The 26,161-nt window shown below is 72.9% G+C and carries 27 protein-coding genes; 12 read left to right on the forward strand and 15 right to left on the reverse strand.

What is annotated here, in order from left to right; all coding sequences use genetic code 11:
• Positions 1–171 precede the first annotated feature (171 nt).
• From AQJ64_RS27080 to AQJ64_RS27100, 5 genes are all read right to left on the reverse strand, one after another.
• Entirely contained in the window at positions 172–960 is a 789-nt protein-coding gene (locus AQJ64_RS27080; RefSeq protein ID WP_055633768.1) for an enoyl-CoA hydratase/isomerase family protein, read from the reverse strand.
• 1 nt (position 961) lies between these two features.
• Complete coding sequence (locus AQJ64_RS27085) at positions 962–3,187, reverse strand: acetate--CoA ligase family protein (RefSeq protein ID WP_055633769.1); 2,226 nt, start codon at positions 3,185–3,187, stop codon at positions 962–964.
• A 132-nt stretch (positions 3,188–3,319) separates the two neighbouring features.
• On the reverse strand, positions 3,320–4,837 hold the full coding sequence (locus AQJ64_RS27090; protein ID WP_055633770.1) for a flavin monoamine oxidase family protein: 1,518 nt from the start codon (positions 4,835–4,837) through the stop codon (positions 3,320–3,322).
• Between the two features lie 150 nt (positions 4,838–4,987).
• Entirely contained in the window at positions 4,988–6,166 is a 1,179-nt protein-coding gene (locus tag AQJ64_RS27095) for a flavin-containing monooxygenase (RefSeq protein WP_055633771.1), read from the reverse strand.
• A 258-nt stretch (positions 6,167–6,424) separates the two neighbouring features.
• On the reverse strand, positions 6,425–7,963 hold the full coding sequence (locus AQJ64_RS27100) for a subtype B tannase (RefSeq protein WP_397804057.1): 1,539 nt from the start codon (positions 7,961–7,963) through the stop codon (positions 6,425–6,427).
• A 232-nt stretch (positions 7,964–8,195) separates the two neighbouring features.
• Between AQJ64_RS27100 and AQJ64_RS27105 the strand changes: the two genes are divergently transcribed.
• Genes AQJ64_RS27105 through AQJ64_RS27120 form a run of 4 tightly spaced genes read left to right on the forward strand, consistent with a single transcriptional unit; the run spans position 8,196 to position 10,638 of the window.
• Positions 8,196–8,645, forward strand: coding sequence for a DoxX family membrane protein (locus AQJ64_RS27105; protein WP_055633772.1), 450 nt, complete (start codon positions 8,196–8,198; stop codon positions 8,643–8,645).
• Complete coding sequence (locus AQJ64_RS27110) at positions 8,642–9,028, forward strand: Zn-ribbon domain-containing OB-fold protein (RefSeq protein WP_055633773.1); 387 nt, start codon at positions 8,642–8,644, stop codon at positions 9,026–9,028. Before AQJ64_RS27105 ends, AQJ64_RS27110 begins: the two co-directional genes overlap by 4 nt.
• Positions 9,029–9,051: 23 nt before the next feature.
• Positions 9,052–9,654 (forward strand): GNAT family N-acetyltransferase, encoded by a 603-nt coding sequence (locus AQJ64_RS27115; RefSeq protein ID WP_055633774.1) that lies wholly within the window; start codon positions 9,052–9,054, stop codon positions 9,652–9,654.
• 42 nt (positions 9,655–9,696) lie between these two features.
• Positions 9,697–10,638 carry a GNAT family N-acetyltransferase gene (locus AQJ64_RS27120; RefSeq protein ID WP_079061976.1) on the forward strand — a complete coding sequence of 314 codons (942 nt, stop codon included), beginning with the start codon at positions 9,697–9,699 and terminating at the stop codon, positions 10,636–10,638.
• Here the strand turns inward: AQJ64_RS27120 and AQJ64_RS27125 are convergent.
• Together AQJ64_RS27125 and AQJ64_RS27130 are read right to left on the reverse strand one after the other, a co-directional pair.
• Entirely contained in the window at positions 10,560–10,856 is a 297-nt protein-coding gene (locus AQJ64_RS27125) for a hypothetical protein (protein WP_055633775.1), read from the reverse strand. The genes AQJ64_RS27120 and AQJ64_RS27125 overlap by 79 nt on opposite strands.
• A 25-nt stretch (positions 10,857–10,881) precedes the next feature.
• A complete protein-coding gene (locus tag AQJ64_RS27130) occupies positions 10,882–11,697 on the reverse strand; it encodes a TNT domain-containing protein (protein ID WP_079061963.1) in 816 nt (271 codons plus the stop codon).
• 240 nt (positions 11,698–11,937) lie between these two features.
• On the opposite strand from AQJ64_RS27130, the gene AQJ64_RS27135 reads away from it, so the two are divergent.
• Positions 11,938–12,462, forward strand: coding sequence for an ATP-binding protein (locus AQJ64_RS27135; protein WP_055633777.1), 525 nt, complete (start codon positions 11,938–11,940; stop codon positions 12,460–12,462).
• Here the strand turns inward: AQJ64_RS27135 and AQJ64_RS27140 are convergent.
• From AQJ64_RS27140 to AQJ64_RS27150, 3 genes are all read right to left on the reverse strand, one after another.
• Positions 12,439–13,104, reverse strand: a complete 666-nt coding sequence (locus tag AQJ64_RS27140) for a pyridoxine/pyridoxamine 5'-phosphate oxidase (RefSeq protein WP_055633778.1) — start codon at positions 13,102–13,104, stop codon at positions 12,439–12,441. The two genes, AQJ64_RS27135 and AQJ64_RS27140, sit on opposite strands and share 24 nt — an antisense overlap.
• 23 nt (positions 13,105–13,127) lie before the next feature.
• Entirely contained in the window at positions 13,128–14,099 is a 972-nt protein-coding gene (locus AQJ64_RS27145; protein WP_055633779.1) for an expansin EXLX1 family cellulose-binding protein, read from the reverse strand.
• A gap of 149 nt (positions 14,100–14,248) precedes the next feature.
• Positions 14,249–15,415, reverse strand: coding sequence for a thiolase C-terminal domain-containing protein (locus tag AQJ64_RS27150; protein ID WP_059203061.1), 1,167 nt, complete (start codon positions 15,413–15,415; stop codon positions 14,249–14,251).
• A gap of 122 nt (positions 15,416–15,537) precedes the next feature.
• Between AQJ64_RS27150 and AQJ64_RS27155 the strand changes: the two genes are divergently transcribed.
• Both AQJ64_RS27155 and AQJ64_RS27160 read left to right on the forward strand, forming a co-directional pair.
• A complete protein-coding gene (locus AQJ64_RS27155; protein WP_059203062.1) occupies positions 15,538–16,722 on the forward strand; it encodes an acyl-CoA dehydrogenase family protein in 1,185 nt (394 codons plus the stop codon).
• A complete protein-coding gene (locus tag AQJ64_RS27160) occupies positions 16,719–17,195 on the forward strand; it encodes a nitroreductase/quinone reductase family protein (protein WP_059203063.1) in 477 nt (158 codons plus the stop codon). The genes AQJ64_RS27155 and AQJ64_RS27160 overlap by 4 nt, the downstream gene beginning before the upstream one ends.
• A gap of 187 nt (positions 17,196–17,382) precedes the next feature.
• Here the strand turns inward: AQJ64_RS27160 and AQJ64_RS27165 are convergent, their stop codons facing one another.
• Positions 17,383–17,994: a LysE family translocator gene (locus AQJ64_RS27165; protein ID WP_059203064.1), complete on the reverse strand. Its 612-nt coding sequence runs from the start codon at positions 17,992–17,994 to the stop codon at positions 17,383–17,385.
• Positions 17,995–18,076: 82 nt separating this feature from the next.
• On the opposite strand from AQJ64_RS27165, the gene AQJ64_RS27170 reads away from it, so the two are divergent.
• The gene (locus AQJ64_RS27170) at positions 18,077–18,529 is read left to right on the forward strand and encodes an Lrp/AsnC family transcriptional regulator (RefSeq protein ID WP_055638133.1); all 453 of its coding nucleotides are present in this window, start codon (positions 18,077–18,079) and stop codon (positions 18,527–18,529) included.
• Positions 18,530–18,609: 80 nt separating this feature from the next.
• On the opposite strand, the gene AQJ64_RS27175 is transcribed toward AQJ64_RS27170, so the two are convergent.
• The gene (locus tag AQJ64_RS27175; RefSeq protein WP_055638132.1) at positions 18,610–19,245 is read right to left on the reverse strand and encodes a TetR family transcriptional regulator; all 636 of its coding nucleotides are present in this window, start codon (positions 19,243–19,245) and stop codon (positions 18,610–18,612) included.
• 133 nt (positions 19,246–19,378) lie between these two features.
• On the opposite strand from AQJ64_RS27175, the gene kbpA reads away from it, so the two are divergent.
• The 4 genes from kbpA to AQJ64_RS50200 all read left to right on the forward strand — a co-directional run bounded on the left by kbpA (position 19,379) and on the right by AQJ64_RS50200 (position 23,791).
• Positions 19,379–20,134, forward strand: a complete 756-nt coding sequence (gene kbpA / locus AQJ64_RS27180; RefSeq protein WP_055638131.1) for an AfsK-binding protein KbpA — start codon at positions 19,379–19,381, stop codon at positions 20,132–20,134.
• 215 nt (positions 20,135–20,349) lie between these two features.
• Positions 20,350–22,713 carry a protein serine/threonine kinase AfsK gene (gene afsK, locus AQJ64_RS27185; protein WP_059203065.1) on the forward strand — a complete coding sequence of 788 codons (2,364 nt, stop codon included), beginning with the start codon at positions 20,350–20,352 and terminating at the stop codon, positions 22,711–22,713.
• 155 nt (positions 22,714–22,868) lie between these two features.
• Entirely contained in the window at positions 22,869–23,357 is a 489-nt protein-coding gene (locus AQJ64_RS27190) for a hypothetical protein (protein ID WP_055638566.1), read from the forward strand.
• 86 nt (positions 23,358–23,443) lie between these two features.
• Positions 23,444–23,791, forward strand: a complete 348-nt coding sequence (locus tag AQJ64_RS50200) for a hypothetical protein (RefSeq protein ID WP_206189936.1) — start codon at positions 23,444–23,446, stop codon at positions 23,789–23,791.
• Here the strand turns inward: AQJ64_RS50200 and AQJ64_RS27200 are convergent.
• The 3 genes from AQJ64_RS27200 to AQJ64_RS27210 are packed head-to-tail and all read right to left on the reverse strand — an operon-like array spanning position 23,771 to position 26,116.
• Entirely contained in the window at positions 23,771–24,544 is a 774-nt protein-coding gene (locus AQJ64_RS27200) for an enoyl-CoA hydratase/isomerase family protein (protein ID WP_055638567.1), read from the reverse strand. The genes AQJ64_RS50200 and AQJ64_RS27200 overlap by 21 nt on opposite strands.
• Positions 24,541–24,957 (reverse strand): Zn-ribbon domain-containing OB-fold protein, encoded by a 417-nt coding sequence (locus AQJ64_RS27205; RefSeq protein WP_059203083.1) that lies wholly within the window; start codon positions 24,955–24,957, stop codon positions 24,541–24,543. The genes AQJ64_RS27200 and AQJ64_RS27205 overlap by 4 nt, the downstream gene beginning before the upstream one ends.
• A 13-nt stretch (positions 24,958–24,970) precedes the next feature.
• A complete protein-coding gene (locus tag AQJ64_RS27210) occupies positions 24,971–26,116 on the reverse strand; it encodes a lipid-transfer protein (protein WP_059203066.1) in 1,146 nt (381 codons plus the stop codon).
• Between the last annotated feature and the right edge of the window lie 45 nt (positions 26,117–26,161).

A 26,161-nucleotide genomic window follows, 5' to 3' on the forward strand; every position in this document is an offset into this window, starting at 1 on the left:
TCCTCGCGGCGCTCGGTGTCCTGCCCGCGATGGCCCACGCGCGGGCGTGCGGGGGCGTGCGGGGGCGTCCGGCGCGGTGCGGGCGAGCCCGGGCTGTTCCGGCTCGTCGGGGCCGGGACGCCGCGCGGGTGCGGATCCTGGAACCGGCCGGGAGCCGACCCGGGCTGTTTCTCACCGCCCCCCGAACTCGGCCGCCCGGCGCTCCACGAAGCTCGCGATGCCCTCCCTCGCGTCCGCCGTCGTCATGTTGATCTCCTGGGCGGCGGCCTCGGCGGCGAAGGCGGTGCCGCGGTCGGTGTCGAGGGAGGCGTTGACCAGCTGCTTGGTGAGGGCCAGGGCGCGGGTGGGGCCGGCGGCCAGGCGGGCCGCCCACTCCCGGGCCGTCTTCTCCAGCTCGCCGTCCGGCACCACCCGGTTGACCAGGCCCAGGCGTTCGGCGTCCGGTGCGCCGAGCGCGTCGCCGAAGAACAACAGCTCCTTCGCCCGCTGAGGGCCGATCAGCCGGGGGAGGAGATAGGCGCCGCCGCCGTCGGGGACCAGGCCGCGGCGGACGAACACCTCGATGAACCGCGCCGACTCGGCGGCCAGGATCAGATCGCAGGCGAGGGCGAGATGCGCGCCGAGGCCGGCCGCCGTGCCGTTCACCGCGGCGATCACCGGCTTCTCGCAGTCCAGCACGGCCGCGATCAGGCGCTGGGCCCCGAGACGGATCGTGCGGGCCACGTCGCCGGGGACCCGGTCCCCCGCCGACGCGCCGCCCCGCAGGTCCGCTCCCGCGCAGAAGCCACGCCCGGCGCCGGTGAGGACGACGGCCCGGACAGCGGGGTCGGCGGAGACCTCCGAAAAACTCCGGATCAGATGTTCTCGCAGGTCGGGGGTGATGGCGTTGAGGGCTTCGGGGCGGTTGAGGGTGAGGAACGCGACGTGGTGGTCCGTGGTGTGCCGTACCAACATGTCCATCTCAGCGACACACCGCCAACGCGTCCAGCGCCACCGCGCCCTGCCCGAAGGGCAGCACCACGAGCGGGTTGATGTCGAGCTCGGCCAGGTCGGAGCCCAGCTCCAGCGCCATGCGCTGGACCCGCAGGACGACTTCGACGAGGGCGTCGACATCGGCCGGCGGGCGGCCGCGGACGCCGTCCAGCAGAACCCTCCCGCGGAGTTCGGCGAGCATGCCCCGCGCCTGCTCCTCCCCGAAGGGCGGTACCCGCACGGCGGCGTCGCGCAGCACCTCCACCAGGACCCCGCCCAGACCGACGGTGACCGTCGGGCCGAACAGGTCGTCATGGGTCACCCCGACCACCATCTCCACCCCCCGCTCGACCATCTGGCAGACCAGGACGCCGTCCAGCGAGACGCCCTCGTAGCGGGCGATGTCGGTCAGTTCGCGGTAGGCGTCGCGGACCTGGCTCGCCGAGGTCAGGCCGATCTTCACCAGTCCCAGCTCGGTCTTGTGCGCGATCCGCTCGCCGGACGCCTTCATCACCACCGGGTAGCCGACCAGCGCCGCCGCCCGTACCGCCGCCGCCGCGCTGGTCACCAGCTGCTCGCGCGGGACCCGGATGCCGTACGCCCGCAGCAGCTGCTTCGCCGCGTGCTCGCTGAGCTGCTGGCCCGGACGCATCAGCAGCTGCGCCTTGCGGAAGGACGGGGACGGGGTGCGCGGGGCCTGGTCGAAGGGCGAGCGGTAGTCGCTCACGAAGCGGTGGTGCTCCAGATGCGCCCGGACCGCGGTGACGCAGTTGCCGAGGGAGCGGAAGGTCGCCACCCGGGAGGAGCCCAGCAGCACCTCGCGGTAGGCCGGTTCGGTGCCCACCGGCGAGCCCCACACCACGCACACCAGCTTCTCCGTCTGCTCCGCCGCGTCCACCAGGTCCTGCACCAGACGATCGCTCAGCGGGGGGAAGGGGCCGGTGATCGGGCAGATCAGCACCCCCACCCCGGGATCGTCGAGGATCGCGTCGATGATCTTCCGGCCGCGCCAGTCGCCCACCGGATGGCCGCCGTTGTCGACCGGGTTGGCCACGTTCAGGTACTCGGGGATCCACTGGTGCAGCTCGGCCTGCTTGGCGGGCGACAGGGCCGGCAGCCGCAGTCCCGCCGCCGTCGCCAGGTCGGCCGCGTGGGCGCCGGTGCCGCCCGAGATCGAGTAGACGACCACACCGTCCGCCTGCGGTCGGCGGGCGCGGGCCAGCAGGGCGGCCGTGTCCTGGAGTTCGTCCAGGCCGTCGACGCGGATCACCCCGTACTGCCGCATCGCCGCGTCCACCACCTCGTCCGCGCCGGTCAGCTTGCCGGTGTGGGAGGCGGCGGTGCGGGCGCCGGTCTCGGTGCGGCCCACCTTCACCGCCACCACCGGGACCCCGCGCCGGGCCGCCCGGTCGGCGGCCAGCAGGAAGGCGCGGCCGTCCTTGAGCCCCTCCACGTAACAGGCGATGGCGCCGACCTCGGGCCGCTCGGCGAAGTAGGACAGGAAGTCGGAGGTCTCCAGATCCGCCTCGTTGCCGGTCGGCGCCCAGTGCGAGAGCCGGATGCCCAGCTCCTGGAGGGCGAAGACCGGGCGGCCCTGGTGACCGGACTGGGTGATCAGCGCGATCGACGGGCCGGTGAGATCCTCCCGGAACCGCTCGAAGGCGTTGAGGTTGGTGTTGGGGCCGAGCAGCCGGATGCCCGAGCCCTCCACAGCCGCCGCGAGCCGGGCCTGCGCCGCCGCGCCGGCCTCGCCGGTCTCCGCGAAGCCCGAGGCGAACACGACGGCGAACCGCACCTTCGCCTCGGCCAGTTGCTCGATCACGGGCAGCGGATCGGCGACCAGCAGCACGGCCAGGTCGATCTGCTCCGGCAGGTCGGCGACCGACGCCACGCAGGGGATGCCGAAGACGGACGCGCGGGTGGGATGCACGGGGTGCAGCCGTGCCCCCACCCGCTCGGCCCAGCCCACCAGTTGCCGGGTGACACCGGTGTTGGGGCGTCCCTCGGCGTCCGAGGCGCCGATGACCGCCACCGACTCGGGCCGGAAGAACCGGTCCAGATCGGGGACGGTCGAATACAGCGGCCGGCCGCTGACGTCCAGGTCGTCGACGTCGGCGGGCCGGCCGTGGACGGCGGGCCCGGGCTGTTCGCCGCACGCGATGACCCGGGCGCGGCGGGAGTCGGTGGTGAGGGTGCCGTGGGTTGATCCAAGCATCGGTCCGCCCGCTCCTGTGTGACTGCCAAGTAACTGACGCACTGTCAGATTACATACCTGACGGGATGTCAGGAATGGGCGTGCAGTGAGAAAGGGGCGGACCTTCGGGGACGGCGGTGGCGGCCCATGGCCCTACAGCGCGGCCAGAACCTCCTTCGCCACCCGCTCGCCCGAGCGGACGGCACCGTCCATGAAGCCCATCCAGTAGGTCGAGGTCTCGGTCCCCGCCCAGTGGATTCCGCCCACCGGCTTGCGCAGGGCGGGACCGTACTGGGTCAGGACGCCGGGCGCGGCGATGGAGACGGGGCCGCCGCGGGTGTAGGCCTCGTTGTTCCAGCGTTGCAGGACGAAGGAGGTGGGGGAGGCCGCTTTCGCGCCGAAGTACGTCACGTAGTCCTTCAGCACCGCCGCCTTGACCTCGGCCTCGCTCGCCGCATCGTAGGCCCGGGCCTCGTCGGCCTCGATGAAGCCCATCAGGGCGCCGTAGGAGGCGTCGGGCGGGGAGTTGTCGAAGGTGGAGCTGACCACGCCGGTGTCGCTGACGACCTGGCCGTTGAGGCCGTCGGCCCGCCAGAAGGGGGTGTCGTAGATCGCGATCGCCTTGGCGACGGAGGCCATCGGCAGCCGCTGGGTGAGCTGGTCGCGGCCGGCCGGCAGGAGCGGGTCGTACACGATCCGGGCGGCGAGCGGCGGGGGCGCGGCGACGACGACCTTCCTGGCGGTGACGGTGATGCCGTCGGCCGTGACGACGTACGTGCCGCCGGACCGGGTGATCGTGCGCACCGGGGCGTTCAGCACCACCCGGTCGCCGAGCGTGGCGGCCAGCTTGATCGGCACCTGCTGGGAGCCGCCGACGAAGCGCCGTTCCTGGGCGCCGTTCGCGGTCTCGGTCAGGCGTTCCAGGGTGCCGACGGTGGACTCGTTGCCGGCGGCGGCGATGTAGAAGAGCACGAACAGGAGGGAGAGCTCGCGGGGTTCGGCCGAGAAGATCGAGGTGCAGGCCACGTCCAGGAGGAACTTGGCCGACGGGATCACGGCGTTGGCGCGCAGCCAGGTCTCGAAGGTCTGCCGGTCCCATTCCTGCGCCTTGGCGGCGGTCCAGGGCGCGTCGACCGGGATCGTCTTGGCCATGTCGTCCAGCGCGGACTGCACGATCGCGGCGTTGGCGAGCCCGGCCACGTCGACCGGCGGGACCGAGCCGAGCACGCCGTCGGTGGCGTACGGGGTCTTCTTCCCGTCCTTGTAGAGGAGGTTGTCGCCCGTGTTGTAGGTGGCGAAGGTGGCCACGCCCAGGGAGTCGGCGAGGGCCTTGATGCGGTCCTGGGTGGGGCCGATGAACTCACCGCCGCCCTCGGTCGCCCCGCCGTTGGCCAGGGACAGGTTGAGGACCCGGCCGCCGACGCGGTCGCGGGCCTCCAGGACGGCGACCGTCCGGCCGGCCGCCACCAGGTCGCGGGCCGCGGTGAGACCGGCCAGGCCGGCGCCGACGATCGCGACGTCCACGTCCCGGGTGGCCGCCGCGGAGGCCGGGCCGGCGGCGGTCGCGGTGAGGGCGGTCGCGCCGGCGGCCACGGCGGCGGTGCGACCGAGCAGGGAGCGGCGGGAGAGGCCGTCGCCGGAGCGGGGGGAGAGCTGTCTTTCACGTGCCACGTGCGTCCTCCGTAGAGAGGGGGGCGGAGCAGAAAGGTGAACAGGGCTCACATTCTGGCTCCGCGCGAGGGCGCACGACAACGCTCTCGCCACATCTGGCACAGGTGTAACTGGCAGCAGAATGACGGGAGTTACCGTGAGTAACGGAAATTACCGGAGGTGGCGGGCGACGGCCTTCGCGATGTGTTCCGCGTCGATCGACAGTTCGCGCAGGGTGCCGCTGATGGGGGTGGTGAAGCCGGTGAAGTAGAGGCCGGGGGCGTTCTTCGGGGTGCGCGGGCCGTGGGCGAGGGGGAGGCCGCGCTCGTCGAGGACGTCGAGATGGCCGACCAGGCCCTCCAGGGCGCGGACATAGCCGGTGGCGGCGACGACGGCGTCCGGGGTGACGCGGGTGCCGTCGGCGAGGACGACCTTGCCGCCGTCCTCGAAGGACTCGACGGCGGCCACCACCTCCACCCGGCCCCTGCGGATCGCGTCGATCAGACCGACGTCCTGCACCGGGATCGCGCCCTCCTTGACCCGGCTGTAGAGGCCGGTGCCGGGGCGCGGCAGGCCGTGGGCCGAGAGGTCCGGCACGCTGAGCTTCGCCATCGGGCGGGCCAGCCGGTCGACGAGGCCGACGGGCAGTCGCCGTACGAGGATCGCCGTGTACTGGGCGGCCCAGCCGGCGGTGGAGCGGCGGACGATGTGCGGGGCGGTGCGCACGGACAGCCGCACCCGCTCGGCGCCGCTCTCGACGAGGTCGACGGCTATCTCGGCGCCGGTGTTGCCGACGCCGACGACGAGGACGTCCCGGCCGGTGTAGGGCTTGCCGTCGCGGTAGGCGCAGGCGTGGGTGAGGTCGCCGGTGAAGGCGGAGCGGCCGGGCCAGTCCGGCAGGAAGGGGGTGTGGTTGTAGCCGGTGGCGACGACGACGGCGGCGCCGGTCAGTTCACGGCCGCCGGTGGCGTGCAGCAGCCAGCCGGTGCCGTCGGGGGTGCGCTCGATCCGGGAGACCTCGACGCCGGTGACGATCTCCAGCTCGTGGACCTCGGCGTACTTCTCCAGGTACCGCACCACGTTGTCGCGGGTCACCCAGCGGCCGAACCGGCGGGGCATCTTCAGCCCCGGCAGGGCGGAGAGGCGGCGGGTGGTGTGCAGATGCAGCCGGTCGTAGTGGCGGCTCCAGGACGCACCGACCCGGTCGGCCTTCTCCACGACGACGGCGCGTATCCCCTGGGCGCGCAGGGTGTACGCGGTGGCGAGTCCGCCGGGGCCGCCGCCGATGACGTAGACGGGGCGGTCGGCGGGGTTCGCGGTGGTGATCGCGGGCGGTGCGGAGTCTTCCATGAGCGCGAGCGTAATCACGCGCGAGATTGGTGGGTCTCGGTCAAGACCGGAATTGATTGCGGATCGATCACGCTTGGGGGAGTGGTGCGGGGAACTTGTGGCGTAGGCCACTTACTTGTGAGAAGGGTGCGACGCCTGGTCCAGGTGCGCTTGGGCCAGGCGTCGCGGGCGGACGGCGTCAGTAGCTATGACGGGAAACGGACGCCGCCGCGTTCGGGGGTGCCGTGCTTCAGGGTACGGATCACTGCCGGGTCCGGCTCACTTCTTTGCCTTCGCCCGGTGTCCGGTCACCTTCGCGATCCAGGCGATGAAGTCACCCGGGTCGGTGTTGGCGCCGTGGCCCTCGTCCCAGTAGTAGAGGTGGTTCACGTCGTCGCCGAGGGTGTGCGCGGCGGCGGCGAGGTTGGCGGAGACCGTGTGCGAGGTGTCCGAGTCGTTGGTGCCGAGGCGGATCCACCAGTGCTTGGTGCGGGCCTGGTTGGGCTGGTCGACGAGGAAGTGCATGGGGTTCATCAGCCGCAGCACCTCGGGGATGTCGCTGTCGAGGCGCTTGGCGGTGGCCCCGCTGGTGTCGTGCTTCAGGCTGTACGCCGTGAAGTGGCGGGTCTCGGCGGTGCCCTTGCCGAACAGGTTGTTCTCGCCCGCCGACAGGTCGAAGGCGTCGAAGGCCGGGGCGGTCTTCTTGCGGGCGCCGACATGGGTGAGGAAGTCGTCCCAGGAGAAGGAGGCCTTGCCGTTCTTCCAGGTGATGAAGGTGTTCGAGGCGAGGTAGGTGGTGCGGTCGGAGTCCGAGAGGTTGGTGAGGTAGCGGGTGGCCGAGGGCTCCAGATACTGCTCGACGAGGTACGCGTCGTAGTTGCGGGCGGTCAGCCGGGTCCCGTCGAGGCCCTTGAGCCGGAGGCCGGCCTGGTATTCGGCGAACTGCGCCCGCAAGGCCTTCGACACGGTCTGGTCGACCGTCGAGCCGGAGCCGGTGGCGTTGGAGCCCCAGTTCCACTCGTAGGCGCCGTCGGCGTGGTCCAGGTCGGTGATCGGGCACCAGGCGCCGGTCGCGAAGATCGCGTCGGAGGCGTCGGCGGCGCCGATCTCCTTCAGGAGCTTGTCGTAGAGCGGGCTGTCGCCGGACGCGCCGAGCAGCGCGGACAGGGCGCCGCCGGCGCTGGTGCCCGCGGAGACGATCCGGTCGGTGTTGCCGGGGATGCGGCCCTTGTTGGACCGGATGTAGCGCACGGCCGCCTTGAGGTCGACGATGGCGGCGGGGGCGACGCCGTAGTACTCGCCGTCGGAGTTCTTCAGCGTACGGCCGCGGGCGCCGGGCTCGATGACGACGTACCCGGCGGCCAGGGCCAGCAGCTGGTTGGAGGAGGTGGCGCCGCCAGTGGCGTTGGTGTTCTCGTTGGCGTTGGGCGCGGCCGAGGCGCCGGCCGCGCCGGAGGGGAGGGTGCCGCCGGGCATACCGCCGCCCCCGCCCGCGCCGACCCCGGTGGCGTCCGCGACCGAGGACGGCATGTACCCGCCGACGGAGTTCGCGAGCAGGATCGGCGCGTTGCTCGCGTCGACGCTCTCGCCGTCGATCTCGACCGGGGCGCTGACGATCAGGGACTGGTAGGTGGCGTCCACGGGGTCGGCGACATAGGTGATCGCCTTCCAGAAGTGGTACGTCACGGAGTGCTCGTCGCCGTCGGTGTCCGTGACGGTCGTCGTCAGCTTGTTGTAGGCGTCCGGGTCGAAGACCAGGGAGCCGGAGGCCGGCGAGGACGTGTCGGAGGCCTGCGCGCTCAGGGCGATGCCGCCCATCGCGGCGACCCCGGCGGTGGCGCCGATGCCGATGACGACCGACCTGCGCTTGATTGCCCTGTGCTTCACGGTGCGACTCCCTCGGTTTCTCTGCTTGCGGTGTGAACGTACCGAGAGTGCAGACAAAATTGCCAACAATCTGGGGTCATTCATGGGGACCCCACAGCTTCATGGCGGGCGCACAGCTTCCACGGGCTTCCCGGAAGCAGAGATCTGACGTACCGTCAGATCCATGGATGCGATCTGGCTCGACGGTGCTCAGTGGCTGGCCGTGCTGCGGATCGGGCTCGGGCTGTGGTGGCTGGAGAGCTGGCGGCACAAGGAGAAGAAGAGCTGGTTCGAGGGCTCCGGTATCGCCTGGGCGGCGGACGTGGCGGCCAAGCACCGCTGGAACGCCGTACGGTCCGGCTTCGAGGTCGTCGTGAAGCCCCGGCCGCGGGTCATGGCGTACGTCGTCGTCTACGCCGAACTGGCCCTCGGCCTGGGGCTGATCGCGGGCTTCCTGACCCCGATCGCCCTGGTCGCAGGCCTGCTCCTCAACCTGATCTACCTCGTCCTCATGATCCACGACTGGGCCGAGCAGGGCCAGAACGGGATGATGGCCCTGATCTCGGTGGTCGCGCTGGGCGGCATGGCCTGGCAGACGTGGTCGGTGGACGACGCCCTGGGGCTCTTCCGGTGAGCGCGCGGTACGACCTCCCCGAGGCCGACGCCTTCACCCGGACGTACTGGGACGCGGCCGCCGGGGGACGGCTGCTGATCCGGCGCTGCGCGGCCTGCGCACGGGCCCACCACTACCCCCGCGAGTTCTGCCCGTACTGCTGGAGCGAGGACGTGACCTGGGAGGACGCGAGCGGCCGGGCCACGCTGTACACCTGGTCGGTCGTCCACCGCAACGACCTGCCGCCGTTCGGGGAGCGGACACCGTACGTCGCGGCGGTCGTCGACCTCGCCGAGGGACCCCGGATGTCCACCGAGGTGGTGGGGGAGGGCCCGCTGCGGGCCGGGACGGCACTGGAGGTGACCTTCCGGGAGGGGGTGCCGGTGTTCCGGGCGGCCGGCTGACCGGCCAGGTGTTGAATGGCCGGATGACTGGCATCCGCGACCCCCGCACCGCCCCGCACCCGCCGGAGATACACGGCCACGGCCTGACCCTGCGCCCCTGGGACCCGGAGTCCGCCACCGACGTGGACGCCTGGCTGCGCGGACACCTCGACCCGGAGTTCCGGCGCTGGAACACCCCGATCAGGACGATCACCGACACCGCGAGCGCCGTGGAGTCGCTGGAGGCCAAGGCCGCGGACGGGGCGACGGGGCGCGCCATGACCTTCTGTGTCGCCGACGCCGGTGACGGGACGGTCCTCGGCCAGATCTCCGTCAACGCGATCGACCGGGTGCTGAGCAACGCCGTGGTCGGCTACTGGGTGCTGCCCGAGGCGCGCGGCCGGCACATCGCCACCCGCTCCCTGCTGCTCGCCGCCCGCTGGGCGTACGACGAGGTCGGCCTGCACCGGCTGGAACTGGGCCACGCCCTCGGCCACGGCGGCTCCTGCCGGGTCGCCGAGCGGTGCGGGTTCCGGTACGAGGGGACCGTGCGCGGGGCGATGTGGGAGGAGGGCCGACGCGACGCCTTCCGCGACGTCCACCTGCACGGACGCCTGGCCACGGACCCGGAGCCGGAGGCGCCGTAAATCGGGGGCGGTACGGCCGGAGGGTGCGCCACGATGCGGGGCATGAGACCGGACGACTGGCACCTCACCCAGGACCTCGACGCCTTCCTCCGGCGCGCCGGCGACTTCCTCGCCTCCAGGCCCGCGCCGCACACCGTCCCGCTGACCGTGCTCGACAACCTGCGCCGCAGGGGAGTGAACGTCTACGGCGAGGAGGCCCCCGTCTTCGGTGTGCTGGAGCGGGGCGGCGCGGTGGAGGCGGTGTCCCTGCGCACCCCGCCGTACTGGATCAATCCCACCTCCCTCACCGAGGAACAGGCCGACGCCCTCGCCGCCCGGCTGGCGTCCGCCGGACACCGCCTCCCCGGAGTCTTTGCCGACCGCGCCACGGCCGACGCCTTCGCCGACGCCTGGAAGCGGCACACCGGCGCCGGGGCGGATCTCTGGCGGGAGCAACGCCTTTATCGGCTCGGTGAGTTGACGGTCCCCGAGCCGGTGCCCGAGGGCGCCCCGCGGATCGCCACCGCCACCGACCGTGCCCGACTCGCGAGCTGGTACGAGGAGTTCGGCGAGAGCATCGGCGAGCGCAACCTCCAGGACCCCGGCGCGCTCGCCGACGCCCGGATCGCCCACGGCGGGGCCCTCTTCTGGGAGACCCCGGACGGCACCCCCGTCTCCCTGGCCGTGGTCACCCCGCAGGTGGCCGGCCAGGTGCGGGTCACCACCGTCTACACCCCCGCCGACCTGCGCGGCCGGGGCTACGCCGGCGCCGCGACCGCCGAGGTCAGCCGCGCGGCCCGCGCCGCCGGGGCCCGCGAGGTGCTCCTCTTCACCGACCTGGCCAACCCCACCAGCAACGGCCTCTACCAGCGCATCGGCTACCGCCCGGTGGCGGACTTCGCGGTGTACCGGTTCGGGGACCGACCTCAGGGGCCCGGCAGCCGCGCCTTCTCCTCGGCGGTGAGCGGCACGGACGGCGGCCCCGGGTCGGTCAGCCTGGCGTAGAGACTGCCGCAGGCCCGCTCCTCGTCGGGGAACCGCTCCAGGACGGTGCGTACGCCGCGCTGCCGTACGCCCACGACCCAGCCACCCTCCTCCCGCGCCAGGTAGAGGCGGTCCTCCGGCCGGGGTGTGCCGGGCGGGGCGGGGCAGCCGGCGATCTCGTACAGCCCGGCGGGGACACCCGCCGCGCGCAGTGCCGCGCACAGTCCTTGTACGTCCATGCCCCGGCCCCCTTCCCGTCCCGTGTCAGTTGGCGCGTTCCAGGTTTTCGCTGTTGATCAGGGAGCTCACCGTGGCGCCGGTCTTCACATGCGGGCAGTACATCGCCATCGACGCGACCGAGGTGACGTACTGCACCCCCTGGCCCGGCTGTTCGAAGGCGGGGGCGGTCGGGCCGGCGCAGACCAGCGTCGGCTTCTTCACCCGGTACAGGTGGTAGTTGTACGGGAAGCGCGGGTCCTGGGTGTCCAGGCCGGACGGCGGAATGGACCGCTCCGCGTACTTGGCGCCGGCCGGGGCGAGGAACTTGCCGAACTCGTTGCCGAAGCGGTCCAGCAACTGGCCGACCGGGAGGACCGTCTCGGTCGCGAGGGGCGCGCCCTGGGCGTTGTGGTCGAAGCCGTCGTCCGGGATCGACGAGTACTTCCAGTCGCCCTGCCCGTGGTCCGCGGTGGGGTTCCACCACTTGGTCAGGAACTCGACGGGCGTCAGCGTGCCGAACCGGTTGTAGCCCTCGAGCGTGGCGCCGATGAGACCGGAGTCGGGCAGCCGGGCCGGGCCGAACCGCCAGTCGTTGCAGTAGTACGGCGTGTGCGCGTACGGGTAGGGCGAGGGCACCAGCCCCAGGCAGGACGCGTGTCCGCCCTCCGGTGCCGGGGCGCCGTACCCCTGCCGGGTCCGGCTGTCCTCGCCGCCCGAGCGCGCGACGGGCAACGGCGCGGTCATGGGCCGCTCGGCGGCCCGGGCGCCCGTCTCCGCGACCGCGGGCGAGGGCGCGCCGAGCAGCACGGAACCGGCGAGCCCGGCCGTCGCGGCCACGGCCGCACTCCAACGACGGAACATCACTGATACCTCCGCAGGATTCGTCCGAAGGCTGGGAAAGCCAACGGAAAGTCATGAATCATCACAGAGGGTCAGAAGTCGGACGGCAATCCGAACAGGGCCGAACGGCGCAGCCGCGCCGTCCCGCGATTGTCACCGGCCGACCACAACGTCGTACCGGAGTCGTCCGGACGGGCATCACAGCGGCCCGCGTGCTCTCTGCTTTTCTGGGGAACACCCCCATGAGACCAGGGAGTTGCCGTGCACCTCGACACCACGACCTGCCCGTCGCCGACCAGCGCTCCCCTCGACGCCCCGTTCGCCCCCGCGCTGCCGGAGAACCTCTCGTACAGCTTCACGCTCCCGGCCGCCCCGCGCAGTCCCGGTGTCGCGCGCGCCGCGACCCGGACGATCCTCAGGGCGCACGGCCTGACCGACGTGACGGACGCGGTCGTCCAGGTGGTCAGTGAACTCACCGCCTGCGCCTGCCGGCTGTCCGCCACCAAGGAGGTGTACGTCTCGCTGCGCCACCGGAGCGGTGATCTGCGCGTCACCGTCTACGACGGCCACCCCCGGCACGACCGGGCCCGCCTCGGTGCCATCTGCGTCCTGTCCCGCCGCGTGTCGCTGCGCGTCCTGGACGAGGTCGTACGGGCCTGCCACGGCGACTGGGGCATCGGCGGCGAGCGCGAGGCGGGCGGCGGCACCCGGATGTGGGCGGTGCTGCCGCGCGCGGGGGCGGCCCGGTACCTCGCGGGCCCCTCAGGGCCAGAGGAGCTGCCGTGACCAGTGGTCGCCGTCCCTGACGTACACCAGGCGTACATGCCGGCGTCGCTCCTCGCCCTGGAAGAACTCCACCTCCTGGGGGTGGAGCCGGTACAGGGTCCAGGTGGGGGACTCGGCCGTAGGGTCGGCCTGCGCCTGTTCCCAGGCGGCCCGGGACACGGCCGCCAGCTCCTGCGGCGAGGAGAGGGGCTCGCTCTGGCGGCCCGTCAGGGCGGCGGCCAGGGCGCCGGTGGAGCGGGCGTGCAGGTCCGCCCGGGACTCGCCGGAGGGGGCGGAGGTGACCGGGCCGCGGACGCGGACCTGGCGGCCGAGCCGGGGCCAGTAGAAGGTGAGCGCCGCGTAGGGGCGGGCGGCGAGGTGGCGGCCCTTGCGGCTGGTGGCGTGGGTCGCGAAGGACCAGCCGGTGGCGTCGGCGCCGTGCAGCATCACGATCCGGGCGTCCGGGAGGCCCTCCTCGTCGGCGGTGGCGAGGGTCATGGTGTGCGGCTCCCGCTCACCCGCCGCCACCGCCTCGGCGAACCAGGCGGCGAACAGGTCCACCGGGGTGCCGGGGGCCCGCTCCGGGTCGAAGGGAGGCAGGTCCGTCACCTCCGGGTCCCACACCCGCAGTGACCTCAGCAGCTCATGAAGATCCGTAGCCATGCCCCGAGTATCGGGCCCGCCCGTCAGCGCCGGGTGAACTGGACGCCCGTCGGCTGTACGGTGTCCGGCTTCACGGCGATCCCCTCGACCGTGAGCTGTTCGCCGTAGATGTCGGTCAGCCGGATCGCGGCGCCGCAGCCGGTGCCCTGCTCGGAGAGGAAGTAGTTGTACCCGGTGCGCTCCAGCCGCTTCCATCCGCCGCCCGTACGGACCTCGAGACGGGCCAGCGGGTTGCGGTGGCCGATGGCCTGGATGCCGCACCAGTACTGGGTGGAGCCGGTCTTGTAGCGGATCGAGATCGTGTCGCCGGTGGCCGGGCTGAGCAGGTTCCAGGTGATCTGGATCCGGCCGGCCGACAGCGGGGCGAGCTTGGCGAAGGCCTGCTGGCTGAGGTCGAGCTGGCCCGGCTGGCAGGGCGCCGGGCACTCGTTGGTGATCCGGACCGTGATCGACTTGCCGCCCGCATGGACGGCCACGAACGCGCCGCAGGCCTTCGAGGTCTCGTAGTCCGCGGTGTTCATCGCCGCGGTCATCACGTCGGAGGTGGGGCCGTAGGAGCAGGCGCCGTTGCCGTTGCCGACGTCGTAGGCGGTGGCCACGCCGGGGTAGGTGACGCCGGGGCGGATCCGGCCGGCCAGGGAGCCCGTCGCGGACGTCTTCGGTGCGGTGGCGGTGGTGGCCTTCGCGCGGGCGGACGCGGCGGATGCGGCGGTCGGGGTGGCCGAGCGGGACGCGGACGCGCGGGCCGTCGGGCTCGCGGAGCCGGTGGAGGGCGTCGGCGACGCGGAGGCCGAGGGGGGCCCGGGCGTCGGCGACCCGCTCGTCCGGGTGCCGGCGACGGGTTTGGCCGCGTCCCGCACGTCGGCGGTCTGGCCGCCCGGGCGGAAGGCCACGGCCAGCGACACGACGAGCGCCACGGCGGCGACGGCGACGGCGGAGAGCAGCGCGGTGTGGCGCCGGGGGCGGGAGCGGCGGCGGTGCGACGGGGTGGTCACAGTCGAGTCCTTCGGTCGGGCGGGGCTCCGGTGACGAGAGCATCCGCCTCTTCAGTCGCCGCGGACCTCCCAAAGGTTGCCGTCACTCCATACGTTCGTGGAGCCGCCCGGGTTCACCCGCTTCCCGCCGAAACGGGCACCGCCCGGTCTCACCGCCCCAGCACCACCGTCCCCGAGGAGCAGAACCACCCGCCGGTCCCCGAGGCCACACCCAGCCGCGGCAACGTGCCGTCGCCTCGCCGTACCTGACGCTCCCCGGCCTCCCCCCGCAACTGCCGGACCGCCTCCACCAGCAGGAACAGCCCCCGCATACCGGGGTGCTGGGCCGACAGCCCGCCCCCGTCGGTGTTCACCGGCAGCTCCCCGCCGACCGTCAGCCGCCCCTTCTCCACGAACGCCCCGCCCTCGCCCTTGGCGCAGAAGCCCAGGTCCTCCAGGGTCACCAGCGTCATGTAGGTGAACGCGTCGTAGATCTCCGCGAAGTCCATCTCCGCCGGCCGCACCCCCGCCCGCCCGAAGGCCAGCCGCCCGCTGACCGCCGCCGGGGACACCGTGAAGTCCTCCCACTGCGACAGGCTCGCGTGGGAGACGTGCTCACCGGTGCCGAGGATCCACACCGGCGCCGTACGGCAGTCCCGTACGTACTCCTCGGCCGCCAGCAGGACCGCCGCGCCCCCGTCGGAGCGCAGACAGCAGTGCAGCTTGGTGAACGGGTCGGCGATCATGGGCCCGGAGAGCACCTCGTCGACCGTGACCGGGGTGCGGAACATCGCCTCCGGGTTCAGCGCCGCGTTCGCCCGCGCCTGGACGGCGACCTCGGCGAGCTGCTCGATCGTCGTGCCGTACTCGGTCATGTGACGGCGGGCCGCCATCGCGTACTTGGCGATCAGGGTGTGCCCGTACGGCACCTCGAACTGGAGCGGGCCGCGGGCGCCGAAGGCGAAGGTGCCGCTGCGGCGGCCGGCCCGGATGTCGGCGCGGGCCGTGGAGCCGTAGACCAGCAGGACCGCGTTCGCGTGCCCGGCGGCGATCGCGTCGGCCGCGTGCGCCGCCATGACCTCCCAGGTGGAGCCGCCGACCGAGGTGGAGTCGACCCAGGTGGGGCGCAGGCCCAGATGGTCGGCCACCTCGACCGGGGCGAGGGTGCCGAGCCCGGCGGAGGCGAGACCGTCCACCCGCGACCGGTCGAGCCCGGCGTCCGCCAGCGCCCGGCGGGCCGCCTGGGCGTGCAGGGCGTACGGGGTCGCGTCGTCCACCCGCCCGCACTCCGAGAGCGCGACGCCGACGACGGCCACTTTCCGGGTCCCCGAGGTCATGAGGAGCCACCTTCCTCTGTCTTCCTCTGTGCATCTCGATCCGGCGCTCCTAATATGACGGACCGTCAGATCCGGAGGGAAGTGCCAGATCCGGAGGGAAGTGCCAGATCCGGAGGGAATCCATGGACCCCCGCCTCACCGCCGAGCAGGACGAGATCCGCCGCACCCTGCGGGAACTGCTCCACAAACGCTGCGGCCCCGAGGAGCTGCGGGCCGCCCTCGACACCCCGGCCGGCCACGACCGCGCCCTGTGGACCACCCTCGCCGAACAGCTGGGCCTGCCCGGCCTCGCCGTCCCCGAGGCGTACGGCGGTGTCGGCTGCGCCCGCACCGACCTCGCGCTCGCCGCCGAGGAGACCGGCCGGGCGCTCGCGCCCACCCCTCTGCTCGCCACCTCGGTCCTCGCCGCGCCCCTGATCCTCGCCCTCGGCACCGACGCCCAGCGCGCCCGGCTGCTCCCCCGCCTCACCGACGGCACCCTCACCGCCGCCCTCGCCGTCCCCGCGCCCGTCCTCGCCACCGCGCTCGCCCTCACCGGGCCGGGCGGCGGCGACTGGTCCGGCGGCGGACGCGCGGGCGGGGTGCAGGCCCGGCGGGCCGGGGACGGCTGGCGGCTGTACGGCGAGGCCGCCCAGGTCCTCGACGGGCACAGCGCCGGGCTGCTGCTCGTCGCCGCCCACACCGGGGGGTTCGTACGGTCACGGACCCTGCTGTTCCTGGTGGCGGGGGACGCCGCCGGAGCCGTACGGACCCGGCAGACCGCCCTCGACCCGACCCGGCCGCAGGCCCGGGTGCAACTGCGGCACGTGGAGGCGGAGTTGCTGGGGGATGAGGAGACGCAGGTGGACGGGCCGCTGGCCCGCACCGGGGAGTTCGCCGCCGCCTTCCTCGCCTGCGAGGCCGTCGGGGCCGCCGACCGGGCGCTGGAGCGGACCGTGGAGTACCTGAAGCAGCGCGAGCAGTTCGGACGGGCGATCGGATCGTTCCAGGCGGTGCAGCACCGGCTGGCCGATGTGTATGTGCAGGTCCAGGCCGCCCGGTCCGCCGCGTACTACGCCGCCTGGGCGACCGGGCGGGGGGAGGACGTCGGCGGGCTCGCGCTCGCCCAGGCGCTCCAGGCGCTGCGGCTCGCCGCCGCCGAGGGCATCCAGCTGCACGGCGGCATCGGGTTCACCTGGGAGCATCAGGCGCACCTGTACTTCAAGCGGGCCGCCGGCGACGAGCTGCTGTTCGGGCCGGTGCACCGGCTGCGCGCCCACGCGGCCGAGGAGTCCGGACTGTTCGCGGGCGCGGGGGTGACGGTGTGATCGGCGTCCGTGTGGTGCAGAAGGTGTCCTCCACCCGGGGCTTCGCCAAGCTCGCCCCGTATGTCGTGCCCGCCCTCGACCGGGCCGTCCACCGGCTCACCCGGGGAAAGGTGCTGCTCAGCGCCCAGATGCTGCCCGGGGTCGTCCTCACCGCGACCGGCGCCCGCAGCGGGCTGCCGCGCCGCACGCCCCTGGCCTGCATGCCGGAGCCCGCGGGCCGCACCTGGATCCTCGTCGGCTCCAACTTCGGCCGCACCGGCCACCCCGCCTGGACCGCCAACCTCCTCGCCCACCCCGACGCCGAGATCAGCTGGAAGGGGACCGACGTACCGGTGACCGCCCATCTGCTGACGGGGGAGGAACGGGCGGCGGTCTGGAAGGAGCTGCTCGCGTTCTGGCCGCCGTACGCGACCTACCAGGCGAGGGTGGAGCGGGGGATCCGGGTGTTCCGGCTGGTGCCCAGGGGCGGCTAGTGCCGCGGCACTAGGGCGTGTGTCGAAAGTCCCGTCTGGCCCGCGACGCCTGGCACGGCGCCTCGCCGCGTTGTCGGGATCGTCCGCGTACGCCCGGTACGCGGACGACCCTCCGCCGTGCGACGCACCGCACCGGACGCCGCGGGCCCCGCCCTCCGGGCGGACGACACTACTCTCGACACACGCCCTAGAAGGCGTGCTGGATCAGCAGGAACGTGCCGATCCCCAGCATCGCCGCCCCGGAGGTCCGGGTGACCGCCCGGGCCGCCGCCGGGCGGGCGCCCAGCACCGCCCGGGCCAGGACGCCGACCGCGAGATACACGGCGGCGCAGCACGCCATGTGCAGCAGACCGAGGACGGCGGTCTGCGCGGCCACCGGCAGGTGCGCGCCGCCCCCGGTCACCAGGAACTGCGGCAGGATCGACAGGTACAGCAGCAGCCCCTTGGGGTTCAGGCCGCTGATCGTCGCGCCCCGCAGGAAGACCCGGCCCTCGGCCACCGGCTCGCCCTCCTCCGGCACGCCCGGCCGGCGCAGCACCCCCCACCCGAGCCGCACCAGATAGCCCGCCCCCGCCACCGTGAGCGCGGTGAGCAGGGCGGGCGAGCCCGCGACCAGGACGGCCAGGCCCGCCGTCGCCAGCGCCGTGTGCAGGGCGTAGCCGCTCACCAGGCCGCCCACCGCCGCGCCCACCGAACGGCCGCGCAGCCCGGCGGAGATCACATACGCCCAGTCGGCGCCCGGCACACAGACCAGCAGCAGGTCCAGCGCGAGGAAAGAAATCAGCGTTCCCGTGTCCATGCCGGGGACATTAGGCGCGATCCGGCCGAAAGTGTTCCCGTTCTTTTCCTGAAACGCGGTGTAATGGGGGAAGATCTCCCCCATGGACGACGTGGACCGGAAGATTCTTGCCGAGCTTCAGCAGGACGGGCGGCTGACCGTGACCGAGCTGGCCGCGCGGGTGCGGCTGAGTGTCTCGCCCTGCCATCGGCGGCTGCGGGAGCTGGAACGGTCCGGCGCGATCAGCGGCTACCGGGCGGTGGTGGAACCGGCCGCCGTCGGGCTGACCTTCGAGGCGCTGGTCTTCGTGTCCATGCGGCAGGAGGACCGGGACACGGTCGCCGAGTTCGAGCGGGCGGTGGGTGAGCTGGATCACGTCCTGGACGCCCAGCGGCTCTTCGGGGAGCCCGACTATCTGCTGCGGGTGGCGACCGCCGACCTCGCGGCCTTCCAGCGGCTCTACGACGAGCGGCTCGCGACCCTGCCGGGGGTGCAGCGGCTGACGTCCACGCTGGTGATGAAGCACGTGGTCAAGGACCGGCCGCTGCCTGCATAACGGCACGGGCGGTGCTCCACCCCTGTGGAACCACCGCCCGTCAGACAGGACTTGGATATGACCTCGCCGGGATGACCGGACTACTTCGCCGGCTTCTTGCCGGTGATGCCCAGGTGCACCAACAGCGCCAGGTTCGGCTTGAGTTCGGCCTGCTTGACGCCCCAGGACTGGAAGCCCTTCTGGTGCGAGGCGACCGCCGCGAGCATCGCGACCAGCGAACCGGCGACCGCGGCCGGGTTCACGTCCTGGTCGACCCGGCCCTTGGACTGGAGCTCGGCGACGGCCTCCGAGAGGGAGTTGTTCACCGAGTTGAGGATCTTCATACGCAGCTTGTAGAAGCGCTTGTCGCCCTCGGCGGCGCCGAGATCGACGACCCGCAGGATCGCGTCGTTCTTCTTCCAGAACTCCAAGAACCCGTCGACGAGTTCCTGCGCCGTCTGCCAGCCCGCCTTGCCGACCCACGAGCGGCCCTCCAGCAGCTCGGTCAACCCGGCGCCCTCGGCGGCCATTTGTTCGGCGATCTCCAGGACGGCGCCCTCGACGTCCGGGAAGTACTGGTAGAAGGTCGCGGGCGAAGTGCCCGCCTTCCGGGCCACGTCGATGACCTTGACGTCCCGGTACGGAGAGGAGCTGAGCATCTCGCTGAGGCAGTCCAGCAGCTTCTGCCGCGTCGCCTGCCCGCGCCGGCCGGCCACGCGGCCGTCGACGGTACGCACTTGTCCTGTCATGCCGTCAGCTTACCGAGGGGTGATCGGAGCGCGATTCGGCCGACTGCAAATGGGGTGCGCGGGGCACGGAGGAAGGGTGTGCTGGTCTGCGCGTTGCGTGAACCGCCGTTAGTTTGGCTGCATGGCCGAAAACAGGGCATCGGTGAACGCAGAGGGTGGCGCCGGGGCGGTCCCCGAGGGCATCCCGTGCTGGGTGGACGCGCAGCTTCCGGACGTGGACGCGGGCAGACGGTTCTACGGCGAGCTCTTCGGATGGACCTTCGATCAGCCGGGGGCGGCGTCCGGCGCCTCCGTGTGGGCCCTGCTGGACGGCCGGCCGGTCGCCGCGCTCGCCCACAAGACGGACGGCCGGATGCCCACCGTCTGGACGGTGTACTTCTCCACCCCCGACGCCCAGGCGACCGTCCGGCGGATCCGGTCGGCGGGCGGACAGGTGGTGATGCCCCCGTTCCCGGTGGACGGCCTGGGCTTCGCCGCCCTCGCCGCCGACCCCGAGGGCGCCGTCTTCGGCCTCTGGCAGCCGGTCGCCCACCCCGGTTTCGGCGTCCGGCACCTCCCCGGCGCCTTCGCCTGGGCGCAGCTCTACGCCCGGGACACCGAGGTCGCGAACACCTTCTACGGCCATCTCTTCCACGAGGCCCTCTTCGGACCCGGCGCCGCACCCGACTTCGGCCGGGTACCGGTCACCGATGTCTTCCCGGAGGTGATGCCGCCGCACTTCCTGGTCCACTTCGGGGTCCGGGACTGCGAGGCGGCGCTCGGCACCGTGAGCCGGCTCGGCGGGCGGGTCCAGGCGGGCCCGTTCACGGCTTCGTACGGAATCGTGGCGGTCGTCACGGACAATCAAGGTGCGTCGTTCGCGCTGCTTCAGCGTTGAACCACGTACCGGAGTACCCGCTCACGCACCGTCCCGCATGCTGTTTCGCCCGTATATGAGATGAGACACCCCGATCGCCCCCGGGTTCGCAACCAGCCGCCCGGCCAGGAAGAATCTGGGGTGCGTGCCGCCATGGCGGTGCGGTGGTGAGACGCTGCACTTCGGTCGCGTACACATAGTGGGTGACGTGGCCCGTACGGGGAGGTGGCAGGCAAGTGGTGGATCAGCTGACGCAGCACGATCCGCGGCGGATCGGGCCGTTCGAGGTGCTGGGACGGCTGGGGGCCGGCGGCATGGGGCTGGTCTATCTGGCGCGCTCCGCGTCGGGCCGGCGCGTGGCGATCAAGACGGTCCGGACCGAGCTCGCCGAGGACCAGCTCTTCCGCGTGCGCTTCACGCGCGAGGTGGAGGCGGCACGGGCGGTGTCCGGCTTCTACACGGCCGCCGTGGTCGACGCCGACCCGCGCGCCGCGGTGCCCTGGCTCGCCACGGCCTACGTCCCCGCGCCCTCCCTCGAGGAGATAGTGAACGACTGCGGGCCGATGCCGGCCCAGGCCGTGCGCTGGCTGGCGGCGGGCGTCGCCGAGGCGCTCCAGTCGATCCACGGCGCGGGACTCGTCCACCGTGACCTCAAGCCGTCGAACGTCCTCGTCGTCGAGGACGGCCCCCGGGTGATCGACTTCGGTATCGCCTCCGGCGTCTCGAACACCCGTTTGACGATGACGAACGTCGCCGTCGGCACCCCCGCGTACATGTCCCCCGAACAGGCCAAGGACTCCCGCAGCGTCACCGGCGCCAGCGATGTCTTCTCCCTCGGCTCGATGCTCGTCTTCGCCGCCACCGGCCACCCGCCCTTCCACGGCGCCAACCCGGTCGAGACGGTCTTCATGCTGCTCCGCGAGGAGCCGGACCTCGAAGGCCTTCCGGACGAGCTGCGGCCGCTCATCGAGTCCTGTATGCAGATGGACGCCACGGCCCGCCCCAACCCGGCCGACCTCCAGGCCCAGCTCGCCCCGCACCTGTTCGGCTCCGGCTCCGACGACAGCGGTACGGCGTCGGCGTGGCTGCCCGAGAAGGCGGTCACCCTCATCGAGACCCGCCGCGGCGGCCGTCCCGCCCTCAAGCCGGCGCCGGTGAGCCCGCGCGTCCCGGCGCTGCCGCCGCCCCCCGCCCACGACCCCGTGGTGCCCGCGCCCGCGCCCGCCCTCGGCCCGGTGCCCGTCGCCGTCGGCGCCCCCGACACCGGCCCGGTGCGCCTGGCCGGCGCGGCCGTGCCGATCGGCCCCGGCCCGCGCGTCGCCGACGTCCGCGCCACCGCCGCCGTCAAGGCACCGCTGCCCGAGCCCGGCCTGGTCGCCAACTGGACCCGGATCCGCCCCGCCCTGGGCGCGGGCGCCGACACCGCCCTCACGGCCCCGCAGACCACGGCGGCCCCCGACGCCCACCCGGCGGGCTGGCGCCCCTGGCGGTTCCGCATGTCGAACGACGTGTGGGGCACCCCGGCCGTCTCCGGTGACCTCGTCTACGTCACCTCCTTCGAGGTGCACGCGCTCGACGTGGCGACCGGACGGCGCCGCTTCAAGACCCGGGACGTGGCCTGGTCGATGGCGGTCGCGGACGGCCGCGTCCACGCCTCCGACGGCCCCACCCTGTTCGCCCTGGAGGCCCGCGAGGGCCAGGACCTGTGGCGGCTCCAGACCGACGCCTGGGTCTACTGCCTGCGCGCCGAGCGCGGCACGGTCGTCACCGGTACGCGTGGCGGCGGGGTCCAGGCCTGGGAGGCCTCCACCGGGCAGAAGCTCTGGGAGATCACCGGCTGCCAGAGCGACTTCGAGTCGCCCGAGGCGGGGCCCGCCCTGCACGACGGCACGGTCTTCGTCTGGCAGGACGCCCGGCTCAGAGCCCTGGACGCCCGTACGGGTGACGAGCGCTGGTCGTACCCCATCGGCGACGCGGCCTCCTGCGGCGGCGTCCCGGTCCGGGTCACCCCCGCCCCCGACGGCCATGTCTACCTCTCGGCCGGCACCCGCGTCATCGCCGTCGACGTGGTGAGCGGCATGGTGCGCTGGCACTTCGAGGCCCCGGCGGTCTTCCTCTCCCCGCCCGCCTTCGTCCCCGGCCCGGCCGTCACCGGCGGTGGCGTCTACCTGGCCGACTACCTCGGCACGGTCTACGCCCTCGACGCCGCCGACGGCCGCGACCGCTGGCGCATCGCGACGGAGTCCCGCTCCTCCATCGACCCGGTCCTGGTGGCGGCCGGCCATGTCCACGTCGGCAGCGGCAAGGGCCTCTACACCCTGGACGCGGTCACCGGCACGCCCAAGTGGCGCTTCCAGGCGGGCGGCGACATCGTGGGCTCCCCGGCGGTCGAGGCGGGCCGTATCCACTTCGGCTCCACCGACCACCTCCTGTACACCCTGAAGGCCGACGACGGCCGCCTGCGCTGGAAGCTGGCCACCGGCGGCGAGATCACCGGCTCCCCGGTGGTCCGGGACGGCGTGGTGTACGCGTGCAGCAAGGACCGCTGCGTGTACGCGCTGGACGCGGAGAAGGGGACGGGCACGGCTCGTACGGTCTGACGCCCGTCTCGTCCGGGTGCGGGACGGCCGTCGCACCGGGCTCGGGCTGCACGGAAGGGGTCCGCGCGGCGGCCGCCACCGCAGACGCTACGCCGGGTGCCGCCCGGTCGCCAGGCAGTGACATGCCCGTGACAGCACCTGTCTAGGCTGACCGTATGAACACACGGGGGCACGGAAAGTTCAGGTTCGCGGCGGTCTCGGTGCTGGTGGTGCTGGCCCTGACGGGCTTCTCCACCGGCAAGAGCCGCCACCACAGCAGCCACGGCGACAGCGACGGCAGCGGCGGGGGCGGGTGCAGCAGCTCCAGCCAGGACCATGACGGGTCGTCGTCGACGTCCGGGGGGTCCGGCAGCGGCTCCACGACCGTGCAGGACATGCAGGCGGCGGAGGTCGAGCTGCTGGACTGCGCGACGAAGACCGAACCGTACGCCACGGTGCGGGTGTTCAACCCCAACTCCGGGGGTGCCACCTTCACCGTCACGGTCGATTTCCTCGACGCCGACTCCCACCGGGTGGAGGAACGGACCGCGTCCGAGTACGTCGCCGGAAACGACACGACGACGGTCCGGGTGGCCCTCTCCGACCCGGCCCTCACAGCGAAGATCGACCACTGCGAGCCGGAGGCGTACGCACCGATGAGCTGACCACGCCTATCGCGTACTTCACGTACTTCACGTACTTGCTGACCCGGTGCACCCTGAAGAGGCCGGGACGAGCGAGGAGGCAGGCCATGGCCGCGGTCCACTATGAGAGCTACACCCAGGCGCGCGCTCACCTGAAGGACCTCCTTGACGCGGCCGACGAGGGGCGCGTGGCGACCGTGCGCCGTGACTCCGGCCGCTCGGCGGTCCTGGATGTGGAGCGGCTGCGCCACTGTCTGTCGCTGGTCCGCCCGTCGAAGGCGGAGGTGGTCGCCGAGGCGAACGGCTGGTCCGTCCGCCGGCCGCGCTCGGCAATCAGCCAACGGAACGCAAAAAGCCCCTGCGGATGCTCACCGTCCCGCCGCTGCGTGGGCGCAGTCCCGCATGTTCCTTTGCTGTATTCGCTCAGAAGCCCCTCACCTGACCCGGGGCCGTGACCCCGACCGCCCCCCGAACAACCTCGCCTGCTCCTCGTCCGGCAGGTTCCCCAGCGCGATGAGATGCGGCGCCTGGGCCCAGCCCGCCCCGCGTGCCGCCTCCGTCGCCGACCACAGGGCCCGTACCGTGCCCTGGACGCCAGTGGTCGGGTATCCGGCGATGACCGTGGCGCAGGCGGTGGCGGCCCCCAGTGCCTCGCCGGGATCGGTGAGTTCGGAGACCAGGCCGACGGCGTGGGCCCGCCGGGCGGAGATCCGTTCGGCGGTGCCCATCAGCATCATGCGGGCGGTCTCGCCGTACGGCATCCGCTGGGCCATCAGGACGGACTCGTAGGCGCTGACCATGCCGTACGTGGTGTGCGGGTCGAAGAAGACGGCGTCCGCGCCCGCGACGATGAACTCGCATTCGCCGAGGAGGTAGAAGGCGCCGCCGCAGGCCATGCCCTCCACCGCGGCGATCACCGGCTTCCAGAGGTCGTTCGCCTTGGGGCCGATGGTGAGGAGGGGGTCGTCCTGCATGTAGGGGGAGGGGGGTTGCGGGACGGCGGTGTCGCGGTCCAGGCCGGTGCTGAAGGCCCGGCCCCCCGCCCCCGTGAGGACCACGGCCCGCACCGTGTCGTCGAAGCGCAGGTCCCGCCACACCTTTGCGAGCCGCCGGGCCGTGTCCAGGTCGATGGCGTTCAGCTTGTGCGGGCGGTCGAGGGTGACGACGGCGACCCCGGTCTTCTCGGCCACCTCCAGTCTCACGCTCACGGCCGCTCCAGGACCCACTGCACCAGCCCCTCGGCGGTGAAGACCGCCTGTACCCGGGCGCCGATGCGGATCCGGTCGGGGGAGAGGGAGTCGAGGGGGGCGCCCGCGTGCCGGACGAGGTTTCCGACCAGGCGGATCCGGGGGGCGTCGGTGAGTTCGACGAGGATCACGTTGTACGGGGCCTGTGCCGCGTAGTCGGGGAGCAGGGGCGGGTGCGGGACGACGTAGGACCAGATGCGGCCCCGTCCGGACGTCGGCCGCCACTCGCTCGCGAAGGACTGGCAGTGCGGGCAGCAGGGGCGGGGCGGGAAACGGGGCTCGGTGCAGTCGGCGCAGGTCTGGACGCGGAGTTCGCCCCGCGCGGCGTACTGCCAGAAGGGGGCGCCGTCGGGGTCGGTGACCGGGGTCAGCAGAGGCATGGGGCGGTCAGCTCCTCAGCAGGAGGGCGGAGGTGGGGACGCCCTCGCCCGCCGTGACCAGGCAGGTCGCGGCGTCGGGGACCTGGGCGGTGCTGGTGCCGCGCAGTTGGCGGACGCCTTCGTTGATGAGGTTGAAGCCGTGCACGTACGCCTCGCTGAGCCCGCCACCGCCGGTGTTCAGGGGCAGCCGGCCGCCGATCTCCAGGGCGCCGCCCTCGGTGAACGCGCCGCCCTCGCCCCGGCCGCAGAAGCCGTAGCCCTCCAGGGAGAGGGGGACCAGGGCCGTGAACGCGTCGTAGATCTGCGCCACGTCCACGTCGGCGGGGGTGACGTCGGAGTGCTTCCAGAGGTGGCGGGCCGCCGTCCAGGCGGGGCCGGTGAGCGGGTCGTCGTTCCAGTAGTTGACCATGCCGTGGTGCTGGGCGGGCAGGCCCTGGGCGGCGGAGTGGACGTACACCGGCCGCTGCCGGCAGTCCCGGGCCCGTTCCCGGCCGACGATCACGCAGGCCAGTGCCCCGTCCGTCTCCAGGCAGTTGTCGTACAGGCACAGGGGCTCGCTGATCCAGCGGGCGGTCATGTACATCTCGCGGGTGAGGGGGCGGTCGTACATGATCGCGGCGGGGTTCTGGTTGGCCCGGTTGCGGCAGGCGAGGGCCACGTTGAAGAGGTGGTCCCTGGTCGCGCCGTACTCGTGCATGTAGCGGCGGGCCAGCATGGCTATCTCGTCGGCCGGGCGGAGCAGGCCGTAGGGGCGGGTCCACTGGGCGGGGGTGGGGAGCTGGACGGCGGTGTTGGTCCAGGGGCGGGGGCCGCTGCCGCGCTTGCGGGAGCGCCAGGCGACGCCGACCGTCGCCTGGCCGGCGGCGATGGCGGCGGCCAGATGCGCGACGGTCGCGCACGAACCCCCGCCCCCGAAGCCGACCTTGCTGAAGAAGGTCAGGTCCCCGAACCCGACCGCCTTGGCCAGTTCGACCTCGTCGGTCTCCTCCATCGTGTAGGAGGCGAGCGCGTCGACCTCGTCCGGGGCGATCCCGGCGTCGTCGAGCGCGGCGAGGACGGCGCGGCAGGCGAGGGTCTTCTCGCTCTCGGGGAGGTGCTTGGCGAACCGCGTCTGGCCGATGCCGACGATCGCGGTGGTGTCCTTGAGGGTCACGCTGCACGCACCTCCGCAAGGAGAACAACAGGGCAGGCAACAGGC

Origin of the sequence: Streptomyces griseoruber, from assembly GCF_001514205.1 — a bacterium.
In the GTDB taxonomy this organism is placed as follows: Bacteria; Actinomycetota; Actinomycetes; order Streptomycetales; family Streptomycetaceae; genus Streptomyces; species Streptomyces griseoruber.

Bases quoted from the DNA above. Each gene is read 5' to 3' on its own strand.
- AQJ64_RS50200 (WP_206189936.1), top strand. From the start codon at position 23,444: ATGGCCGCGGTCCACTATGAGAGCTACACCCAGGCGCGCGCTCACCTG.
- AQJ64_RS27130 (WP_079061963.1), bottom strand. From the start codon at position 11,697: ATGTTCCGTCGTTGGAGTGCGGCCGTGGCCGCGACGGCCGGGCTCGCC.
- AQJ64_RS27150 (WP_059203061.1), bottom strand. From the start codon at position 15,415: ATGACCTCGGGGACCCGGAAAGTGGCCGTCGTCGGCGTCGCGCTCTCG.
- AQJ64_RS27100 (WP_397804057.1), bottom strand. From the start codon at position 7,963: ATGGGCGGCATCGCCCTGAGCGCGCAGGCCTCCGACACGTCCTCGCCG.
- AQJ64_RS27080 (WP_055633768.1), bottom strand. From the start codon at position 960: ATGGACATGTTGGTACGGCACACCACGGACCACCACGTCGCGTTCCTC.
- AQJ64_RS27170 (WP_055638133.1), top strand. From the start codon at position 18,077: ATGGACGACGTGGACCGGAAGATTCTTGCCGAGCTTCAGCAGGACGGG.
- AQJ64_RS27125 (WP_055633775.1), bottom strand. From the start codon at position 10,856: ATGGACGTACAAGGACTGTGCGCGGCACTGCGCGCGGCGGGTGTCCCC.
- AQJ64_RS27165 (WP_059203064.1), bottom strand. From the start codon at position 17,994: ATGGACACGGGAACGCTGATTTCTTTCCTCGCGCTGGACCTGCTGCTG.
- kbpA (WP_055638131.1), top strand. From the start codon at position 19,379: ATGGCCGAAAACAGGGCATCGGTGAACGCAGAGGGTGGCGCCGGGGCG.
- AQJ64_RS27155 (WP_059203062.1), top strand. From the start codon at position 15,538: ATGGACCCCCGCCTCACCGCCGAGCAGGACGAGATCCGCCGCACCCTG.
- AQJ64_RS27095 (WP_055633771.1), bottom strand. From the start codon at position 6,166: ATGGAAGACTCCGCACCGCCCGCGATCACCACCGCGAACCCCGCCGAC.
- AQJ64_RS27190 (WP_055638566.1), top strand. From the start codon at position 22,869: ATGAACACACGGGGGCACGGAAAGTTCAGGTTCGCGGCGGTCTCGGTG.
- AQJ64_RS27140 (WP_055633778.1), bottom strand. From the start codon at position 13,104: ATGGCTACGGATCTTCATGAGCTGCTGAGGTCACTGCGGGTGTGGGAC.
- AQJ64_RS27115 (WP_055633774.1), top strand. From the start codon at position 9,052: ATGACTGGCATCCGCGACCCCCGCACCGCCCCGCACCCGCCGGAGATA.
- AQJ64_RS27085 (WP_055633769.1), bottom strand. From the start codon at position 3,187: ATGCTTGGATCAACCCACGGCACCCTCACCACCGACTCCCGCCGCGCC.
- AQJ64_RS27105 (WP_055633772.1), top strand. From the start codon at position 8,196: ATGGATGCGATCTGGCTCGACGGTGCTCAGTGGCTGGCCGTGCTGCGG.
- AQJ64_RS27120 (WP_079061976.1), top strand. From the start codon at position 9,697: ATGAGACCGGACGACTGGCACCTCACCCAGGACCTCGACGCCTTCCTC.